This window comes from Ensifer sp. NM-2 (assembly GCF_003024455.1).
GTDB lineage: Bacteria > Pseudomonadota > Alphaproteobacteria > Rhizobiales > Rhizobiaceae > Ensifer > Ensifer canadensis.
Genome location: NZ_PVZR01000103.1, coordinates 1 through 576, shown reverse-complemented (window position 1 = coordinate 576; position 576 = coordinate 1). Strand labels below are relative to the sequence as shown.

Annotated in this window: 1 protein-coding gene; it reads left to right on the top strand. The window is 66.8% G+C overall.

Features of this window, described 5'->3' with window-relative positions; translation table 11 throughout:
* Positions 1–535: integrase core domain-containing protein (locus C6558_RS38975; RefSeq protein WP_146161006.1), on the top strand; the 535-nt coding region annotated here is incomplete at its 5' end.
* Between the last annotated feature and the right edge of the window lie 41 nt (positions 536–576).

Sequence of the window (576 nt, the reverse complement as noted above, 5' to 3'; positions counted from 1 at the left end):
CGCGCCGACGGCGGACGCGCCGAACGTGGTGTGGGCGGTGGACTTCCAGTTCGACGTCGACGAGCACGGACGGCCGATCAAGATCTGCTCGATCGTCGACGAACACACCCGGGAGTGCATCGGCGGGCTCGTGGAGCGCTCGATTACCGCCGACCGACTCACCGCCCACCTCGAGGACCTCGTCGCCGCCCGGGGCGCCCCGGCGGTGCTCAGGTCGGACAACGGGCCGGAGTTCATCAGCGAGGCGATGGCCGACTGGGCCGGCACCCGCACCGGCCTGTCCTACATCCCTCCGGGCTCGCCGTGGCGCAACGGGTACGTCGAGTCGTTCAACAGCCGGATCCGCGACGAGTGCCTCAACATCAACAGCTTCTACTCGCTGCTGCACGCACAGGTCATCATCGGCGACTGGAAGGACGAGTACAACCACCACCGCCGGCACTCCTCGCTCGGCTACCTAACCCCAGCCGAGTACGCTCGGCAGTGCACCCATCAAATGGAAACCGACGACTCACAGAACGTCCGGACCGAATGAAGGGGGCGGCTCACACCCACATAGGAGCGGCACGAAACCCG